Below are 7858 nucleotides of genomic sequence, written 5' to 3'. Positions count from 1 at the left end.
CGGCTCGGCATGTGTGGCATGGAGTACTTCGGGCACCCATGGGAGTTCGGCCCCCGTCGCACCAAGGAACTGATGCTGACCGGCGATGCGATCGACATCGAGGAGGCTTACCGACTCGGCATGGTCAGCAAGATCTTCAAGAGAGAGGAGTTATCAGACCGCACACTCGAAATGGCGCGGCGCATCGCCACGGTGCCGACGATGGCCGCTCTGCTCATCAAGGAGTCGGTCAACCAGTCCGTGGACAACATGGGTTTCTACAACGCCCTGCAGTCCTGCTTCACCCTGCACCAGCTGAACCACTCGCACTGGGTCGGCGTACGGGATGACAAGCGTGCCACCGCCGGCGAGGAGCAGGGAGTGCCGAATTGGCGAGCCGCTCCCCCGATAGTCCTTTCGGTCAAAGACCGAGTGCGCGCCGAGGCGTAATAGCCGTTCAGTTCGCCACGGCCCCGTAGCGGGCGTCCGCGACGCGGTCGAGGGCGACGGCCGATTCGCCATACACCATCGCCCACCCCCGGACCCGGCGGTAGTACAGCTGGATGTCACCTTCCATGGAGAATCCGTAACCCCCATGGATATGCAGGCTGCGCTGTGTCGCGTCGCGCGCCGTCTCGTATGCGAATGCGAAGGCCATGGCTGCCAGCTCAGTGACGCGCTGGGGCTCGTCGGCGAATGCGCACGCCGCCTCGAACGCCAGCAACAGCGCGCCGTCGGCCGCAGTGGCGCTGTCCGCCAACGGATGAGACACCGCCTGAAAAGATCCGATCGGGCTCCCGAACGCATGTCGTTGCTTGGCGTAGTCCACACCCAGTTCGACGGCCTTCTTCGCCGCGCCCGCGAGAGCCGAAGCGGTCAGCGCGAGCCACAGATCCAGTGCATCGGAGAACATCCGCCTCGCATCGTCTCCTTCGGCAAGAACCACCACGACGTCGTCGTCGACCGTGATGTCGGCCAGCGGAAGCGACCCGAGATTCTGCACCAGGCGACGGTTCTCGCCGAGCGGCACCGCGATCAGGCGCTCGCCCACTAGCGCCACCACCGTATCCGCCACGGCCCCGGCGGGTACGAGCCCGAGTACGCGGTCACGCGCGACGCGCGGCGCAAAGCTGACGAGCTTGTCGCCCGCCATCGCATCGGCCAGCAGACCCGCGCCGGTGTTACCGGACCCGGCGAGCAGCCTGGCTGCGACCTGGGCCTCGATGACGGGCGCGGAGGCGACCGCCCGACCGTACTGCTCGGCGATCAAGGCCAATTCGAGCTCGGTTGCACCCCAGCCATCCGCGGCTTCGCCGACGGCCATCTGCACCGCACCGGTCTCCAGCAGTGCCTTCCACAACCGGGAATCGAAACCCGAAGGCTCCGCAGCCCGCACCCGAGCAGACGTCGACTCGCGCGCATACATCGCGGCAAAGGAGTCGACGAGCTGACGCTGTTCGCCTGACAGGCTCAAGTCCACACTCAGGTCCCATCACACGCGGATATGGTTACTCTCACAAATGAGAGTAACATTATCGCGCATCCCGCCCCCGGCCCTGCTGTGAGACAGATTGGTTCTGATCCATGCACTTTCAGCTCGACGCCAACACCGCGGCATACCGCGACGGAGTACGCGGCTACCTTGCGAAAGCGATGACGTCCGAGTCCGAGGAGCGGATCTACCGGAGCGGCGTTTCCCACGACGACGATTTCGCCAAGGGGCTGGTGGACGAAGGTTATTTCGCCCCGCGCTGGCCTACCGAATTCGGCGGCCAGAACCGCGATGCATGGGACGAGCAGGTCCTGCGAGAGGAACTCATGCGAGCGGAAGCGCCCATGTACCTGTCGGAGACCACTCGAATGGTGGCGTCGATCATCCGAGCCGTCGGCACACCGGAGATGAAGGACCGCATTCTCGGTGGTGCGATGAAAGGCGATATCACCATCGCGCTGGGGTTCACCGAACCCGAATGCGGCTCGGATGTCGCGGCGGCGACCACAAGGGCCGTGCGCGAGGGCGACGAATGGGTCATCAACGGCTCCAAGATGTTTACCACAAACGGTCACATCGCCGATTACGTGTTCCTGCTGGCACGCACGAGTCCCGACAAGCCCAAGCACAAGGGACTCACCATGTTCCTCGTCCCGCTCGATTCCGAGGGATTCGAAGCCCAAGCCGTATGGACGCTTTCGGGCGAACGCACCAACATCACGTTCTACAGCGACGTCCGCGTTCCAGACGAGTGGCGCGTCGGCGATGTCGACGCCGGCTGGCAGGTGATGGGGCTGTCGCTGCAGGACGAACACGCATCCGGATGGGGGCCGCATATTTCCCGGCTGCTGCAGCACGTCGAGCAGTGGGCCGCGACCACTGAAGCCGACGACGGTTCGCTTCAGCTCGCCAAGACAGATGTTCGGCGGCGAATCGCCAGGGTGGCAATGGAAGACGAGGTTTCGAGGCTGCTCCTGCGCCGCTGCGTCTGGATGACCGAGACCGGCCAGACCCCGGTAGTCCAGGGACCGATGTCCAAGGTTTTCAGCACCGAAGCGCTCGTGCGGGCCAGTCAGGACGTCATGGAACTGGTCGGACCGGACGCGGCGCGAAGCTACTTCGAGCCGACGGCCCCAGAGCAAGGCCGCTTCGAATACCTCATGCGGTTCGCGTTGGGCACCACGATCTATGCGGGCACAAGCGAAGTTCAGCGCTCCATCATCGCCCAGCGCGGGCTGGGGCTACCCCGTTAGCTTGCGCGGCCTGCGGGCCGTGCTTCGCTTCGCCGGAGTCTTGGCGGCCACGGCCTTGGGCTTGGGCTTGGCCGAATCCGCCGGCGGTGTGAGGGCTTGCTTGCACCAGGCCCATAACTGGTCCTCGGAAAGCTCTGCGCCCTTGACCCCCAGGTGGAACACCCCGATTTGGGCGAGGGCAATGAGCGTTGAGTTCAGCAGCGTCGTCAACTGGGCTGGTGTCAAGTCTTTTCGGATCAACCCGGCACGCGAGCACGCGGTGAGGATCTTCGTGAGCAGCTTCTGGTGCGGCTCCCAGATCTTCGCGAAGTCGGCGGGCCGCTCAATTTCCAAGCTCAGGTTGTAGATCGTCATCACCCGTCCGCCGATCGCCTCGGATGACTCCGCCCGCGAGAGAAATCCGCGACAGAACGCCTCGAGTTGTTCCATCGGGCCATCTGCCAGTGCGACCTCGTGGCGGATCGCTTCGATGAACTGACTCGTGGCGTTCTCGTAAAGCGCGAGCAGGAGCTCTTCCTTGCCCGCGAAGTGTTGATAGAACGCGCGCAGGCTCAGGTTCGACCGGTCGATGAGAGTCTGGATGGTGAAATCGGCGCGTCCAGACTCCTCGACCAACTCCAGCGCAGTGGCAAGGAATCTCGAGCTGCGTGCCAGCGCGCGGGCCCGCGCGGCGGAGAGACGCCGCTCTATCGTTCGTTCCTGCCAGCTCGTCGGCATCTCGTCGAGGTCGGCGTCAACGATCTCGAGGCTGGCTTCGCTGTCCTGTCCGGGGCGCTTCTTCGCAGTCATGATTGCTTGAGAATACGCGTTACCAGGCCGATTCGCCCAATCAACCTACGCCGGTATGTTGGCGGGCCTCCCGAAGCGCGCCGGTGCGGGGCTGGCGGACGTACCGCCATGCGATAGTGTGGAAACGGTTATTCTCGTCTACGGGAATCACGGTTTCGCAGCTGAAGCCCATGCCCCCGAAGGAGTCAGCGTTGAGCACAGACATCCGAATTGTCTCGCCGGACGACCATTTGGTGGAGCCTGCCGATCTGTGGACCAGCCGGCTGCCCGAGCGCTATCGCGACATCGGACCCCGGATCGTTCGCACCCGTGGGCGGATGGATCCGTCCGTCACTTCCGATGTCGCTTTCGTCGAGGACGACGAGGGCCGCGACGCGGACATCTGGCATTACGAGGATGCGGTCATCCCGATCCCGCTCATCAGCGCGGCGGCCGGCTACGAGTTGGACGAGCTCACTACCGACCCGATCACCTACGACGAGATGCGCCCGGGTTGCTTTCGCCCGGCAGACCGGCTCGCCGACATGGACGTCGCGGGCATCGAGGCTTCGGCATGCTTCCCCAACACGCTCGTCCGCTTCTGCGGCCAACGCTTCCTGTACGGCAAGGACAAGGAGCTCGCCAGGCTGTGTGTGGAGGCCTACAACGACTTCCAGATCGATGAGTGGGGCGGAAGCTCGAACGGTCGGCTGATCCCGCTTGGCATCATCCCGCTGTGGGATGTCGAGCTCGCGGCGAAGGAGGTCGACAGGGTGGCCGCCCGTGGCATGCACGCGCTCTGCTTCTCCGAGCTGCCTTCACGCCTGGATCTGCCGTCCATCCACAGCGGCTATTGGGACCCGTTTTTCGCCGCGTGCGAGCGAAACCAGGTGGGCATCATGCTGCACATCGGGTCGAGTTCGTCGCTCACGAAGTCCTCGCCCGACTCTCCGCATGTCGTCACCAGCGCGCTGATGGCGGTCAACTGCACCATCGCCATGGTGGACTGGCTTTTCTCGGGCAAGCTAAGGCAATTCCCGAATCTCAAGCTGGCGTTCGCCGAGGCACAGGCGGGCTGGATCCCCTACTACCTGCAGCGCGTCGACGAGGTCTGGGAGGACCGTCGGGCGTGGGGTGGGATCCATCCCCTGCTGACCGAACCACCGAGTACCCAGGTGCCGGGCCGCGTGTGGTTCTCCACGTTCGGCGATCCGGTCGCCTTCCGCATCCTCGACCTCGTCGGCGAGGACCAGCTCATGTTCGAGACCGACTACCCGCACAATGACACCAACTGGCCGCACAGCATGGAGGTCGCCAACAAGGCGACGGAGGGCCTGGACGAGGAGACCAAGCGCAAGGTGCTGTCGACCAACGCCAAGACATTCTTCGGCATGGCATAGCGCCTTAACAGCGTCGCGCTACAGCGCCTTCCACTCCGGCTTACGCTTCTCGAGAAAGGCGCGCGGGCCCTCGATGGCGTCCTTGGTCAACGCCACCTTCATCCGGTAGTTCTCGGCGAGCAGTTCGGCTTCGTAGATGGGCAGTGTCAGCCCCTTGCGGACGGCCATGCGCGAACCGCGCACCGCCAGTGGCGCATTCGAATTCACGATCTCGGCGATCTCCCACGCCCGATCCATGAGCGTGTCGTGGGCCACCACTTCGGTGAAGACTCCCAAGTCGTATGCCCGCTGGGCGTCGAGTTGCTCGTGCTTGCCCATCAAGATCAGTCGCATCGCAACCGGCAGCGGCAGGATCCGGGCGAGCCTGACCCCTTCGCGACCGGAGCTCACGCCGATGCTGACATGGGGATCCATCAACGTCGCGCGCTCGGACGCGATGGTGATGTCGGCGGTGGTAACCAAGTCCATCCCGGCGCCACAGGCGATCCCGTTCACCGCACAGATGATCGGCTTGGTCATCTGAAGCCAGGGCGGCGTCGCCTCTTGCGGCGCGTCCCACTGCCGCATCGAGCTGAGGATGGGCTCGCCCTGGTTGTCGATCCCCGCCGCGTTCTCCATGTCGTGGTCGGCAGCCTTGTTGACGTCGGCCCCGACGCACAGCGCGCGGCCGGCGCCGGTGATGATGACCGTCCAGATCCCCTGGGAACGCTCGATTTCGGCGTACACCTCGGCGAGCTCCGCGATCATCTCGTCGTTGATCGCGTTGAGTACCTCGGGTCGGTTCAGCGTCACGCACGCCGTGTGACCCCGCACCTCGAATTCGAGGGTGTCGTAATCCGTCACGTGCTGTGGCTCTCTTTCTCCAAAGCCGTTGCGGCGCTGGGACGAAATCCGAAGATCTCGTTGAATCTCTCACAGTAGCTCGGCCAGACATCAGGATTCAGCAAACGGGGCGGCATGCGTCCCTCGAAGATCACCTGCCATTGGGTCGCGGTGGCGACGGCGAGGTCGCGGGCGGCTTCCACGGTGATGCCCGCGACGTGGGGCGTTGCGACCACGTTGTCGAGTGCAAGCAACGGATTGTCGGGCCTCGGCGGCTCTTCGTGGAACACATCAAGGCCCGCTCCGGCGATGTCGCCGGCGATCAGGGCGTCATAGAGCGCGGCTTCGTCGTGGACGGGACCGCGCGCGGTGGTGATGAAGAACGCCGACGGCTTCATCGCGGCGAACTGTGCGGAACCGAATAAGCCGCGTGTTTCAGCGGTAAGTGGGCAGGTGACCTGAATGAAATCGGAGCGCTCGACCAGCTCGCCGAGCTCGACCAAGCTCACCCCGCGCTGGGCAGCGCTTGCTTCGTCAATATATGGATCGTGGGCCAAAATCTCCATCCCGAACGGCGCGCACAACTGCACCAGGCGCCTGCCGATGGCGCCGAGACCGACCACCCCCAGCGTCTTTCCGAGCAACTGACTCCCCCGCAAGGCCAGGCGGTCGCCGAGCGGCCCGCTGCGCAGCGCACGGTCGGCAGCGGTGATCTTCTTGGCAAGATCGAGCATGAAGCCCAGCGCGTGCTCGGCGACGGCCTCCGCCCCGGGCCCGGAGTTGTTGCACACCGCGATTCCGGCCCGTGTGCACGCCTCGACGTCGATGACGTCATAGCCGGCGCCCGCCGAACAGACGGCCAGCAGCTGATCGCAGCGTTGGATCAGGGCAGGCCCCACCAACCACTGTTCGCCGCCGGGGAACGACGCCACATCGGTGCGCGTGGCGACCTGGTATCCATGGGCGGATTCCATTACCGCCCAACCATCTTCAACCGGAGCCGAAAGGTCGAGTTTGACGACGTCGATGTCGGCCGCCTCGAGAATGTCCCCCGCGACAGGGTCGGTCCATCGTTCGTAGACGAGCCTCGGACTCGGGCTTTGGCTCATTGCTTGAGTTTGGGCTTCGCCTGCGCCGCCTTGAACATGTCGGCGAGTTCGGCGTTGACGTTCTTGTAGTCGTTGCACGCGATCGAGCCGTCGCGGCCTGGGACTATGTCATACCCGAGGCGCAGGTCCTTGTTCTCCATGTGGAAGTACTCACGGCCGATCGGCAGTCGCCGATCTTCGCGCGGCACCTCCATCCACGCGCGCAGGAAGCAACGAGCCTTCTTCGGATCGTTGCTGCTGACGAAGTCGGAACGCGAGTGGCACATGGCGAAGTTGTTGGCGACGGCCGCCTCGCCGGACTCGAGCCGGAACTCGACCTGTTGCTCGACAAGGATGGTACGCAGCAATTCGATCGCCTCGGTCTGTTCGGGTGTGAACTCCCGGCCGAGGGTGCGCATCGCCGGCAGGATGCTGCTGTAGGTGAAGTTGATGCAGATCCTGCCGTCGATCTGCGAGAACACCGGGACGTCGTACGGCGTCACGTCCGGCTGGTCATCGGGTTGCTCGCTGCGCCGGTGGTGCGGAAACCCCTGATACAGCACGGGAAGCAGGTCGGGCCGCTCGTTGAGAATCCGATTGTGCGCCGCCGGCCCGCTCGCGAATTGACTTTCGCCGCCGGTGGCCGCCGGGTAGACGCACAGCAGCGACAGGATGTCGGCGGCGTCGTTGTGCATGGCCAGCTCGGCGCGCGACTTGGTGCCACGCGCGGGCTGGACGCCGTTCGGCAGTATCTCCTCCTGGACCCGAACCATTCGGTGCCCGAACGAGTTGTTGGATACCAGGTAGCCGAGATGGGTGCAGAACGCCCAGTAGATGCGCTCGAGGTCATCGATCGAGTGTTGTTCGACCGGAAATCCGCGCACGCACGCCAGGCCTTTGCCGAACATCAGGTCCCGGTACAGCCTCGCCAGATCGTCGTCAAGATCGGGGTGGCGGGCATCCTCGGGGGAAATGTCGTCGCGGTCCTTGTTCGACGTCTTGGCCAGGATCGACTCCAGGGCAGCCACATTGCGGGCTGAAAGGTCGAAAGCGAAA

General features: G+C 64.4%; 8 protein-coding genes. 3 read left to right on the top strand and 5 right to left on the bottom strand.

Translation table 11 applies throughout. The features are described from left to right. The coding region (locus AC5Y4H_RS24855) for an enoyl-CoA hydratase-related protein (protein ID WP_499986320.1) at window positions 1-429 on the top strand (429 nt) is incomplete at its 5' end. Window positions 430-436: 7 nt separating this feature from the next. Here the strand turns inward: AC5Y4H_RS24855 and AC5Y4H_RS24850 are convergent. After that, entirely contained in the window at window positions 437-1459 is a 1023-nt protein-coding gene (locus AC5Y4H_RS24850) for an acyl-CoA dehydrogenase family protein (RefSeq protein WP_499986319.1), read from the bottom strand. A 104-nt stretch (window positions 1460-1563) separates the two neighbouring features. Between AC5Y4H_RS24850 and AC5Y4H_RS24845 the strand changes: the two genes are divergently transcribed. After that, window positions 1564-2724 carry an acyl-CoA dehydrogenase family protein gene (locus AC5Y4H_RS24845; protein ID WP_499986317.1) on the top strand — a complete coding sequence of 387 codons (1161 nt, stop codon included), beginning with the start codon at window positions 1564-1566 and terminating at the stop codon, window positions 2722-2724. Here AC5Y4H_RS24845 and AC5Y4H_RS24840 read toward each other — a convergent pair. Beyond that, the gene (locus AC5Y4H_RS24840; protein ID WP_499986316.1) at window positions 2713-3513 is read right to left on the bottom strand and encodes a TetR/AcrR family transcriptional regulator; all 801 of its coding nucleotides are present in this window, start codon (window positions 3511-3513) and stop codon (window positions 2713-2715) included. The genes AC5Y4H_RS24845 and AC5Y4H_RS24840 overlap by 12 nt on opposite strands. Before the next feature lie 191 nt (window positions 3514-3704). On the opposite strand from AC5Y4H_RS24840, the gene AC5Y4H_RS24835 reads away from it, so the two are divergent. After that, window positions 3705-4892, top strand: a complete 1188-nt coding sequence (locus tag AC5Y4H_RS24835) for an amidohydrolase family protein (RefSeq protein WP_499986314.1) — start codon at window positions 3705-3707, stop codon at window positions 4890-4892. Window positions 4893-4910: 18 nt separating this feature from the next. Here the strand turns inward: AC5Y4H_RS24835 and AC5Y4H_RS24830 are convergent, their stop codons facing one another. The 3 genes from AC5Y4H_RS24830 to AC5Y4H_RS24820 all read right to left on the bottom strand — a co-directional run. Beyond that, a complete protein-coding gene (locus AC5Y4H_RS24830) occupies window positions 4911-5735 on the bottom strand; it encodes an enoyl-CoA hydratase/isomerase family protein (RefSeq protein ID WP_499986313.1) in 825 nt (274 codons plus the stop codon). Further along, on the bottom strand, window positions 5732-6823 hold the full coding sequence (locus tag AC5Y4H_RS24825; RefSeq protein WP_499986312.1) for a hydroxyacid dehydrogenase: 1092 nt from the start codon (window positions 6821-6823) through the stop codon (window positions 5732-5734). Before AC5Y4H_RS24825 ends, AC5Y4H_RS24830 begins: the two co-directional genes overlap by 4 nt. Further along, on the bottom strand, window positions 6820-7858 hold a 1039-nt coding region (locus AC5Y4H_RS24820), incomplete at its 5' end, for a TauD/TfdA family dioxygenase (RefSeq protein WP_499986310.1). The genes AC5Y4H_RS24820 and AC5Y4H_RS24825, both read right to left, overlap by 4 nt.

Source organism: Mycobacterium sp. NGS58 (assembly GCF_059812385.1).
This window is presented reverse-complemented; position numbering and strand designations above follow the sequence as displayed.

Bases quoted from the DNA above. Each gene is read 5' to 3' on its own strand.
- AC5Y4H_RS24840 (WP_499986316.1), bottom strand. From the start codon at position 3,513: ATGACTGCGAAGAAGCGCCCCGGACAGGACAGCGAAGCCAGCCTCGAG.
- AC5Y4H_RS24845 (WP_499986317.1), top strand. From the start codon at position 1,564: ATGCACTTTCAGCTCGACGCCAACACCGCGGCATACCGCGACGGAGTA.
- AC5Y4H_RS24825 (WP_499986312.1), bottom strand. From the start codon at position 6,823: ATGAGCCAAAGCCCGAGTCCGAGGCTCGTCTACGAACGATGGACCGAC.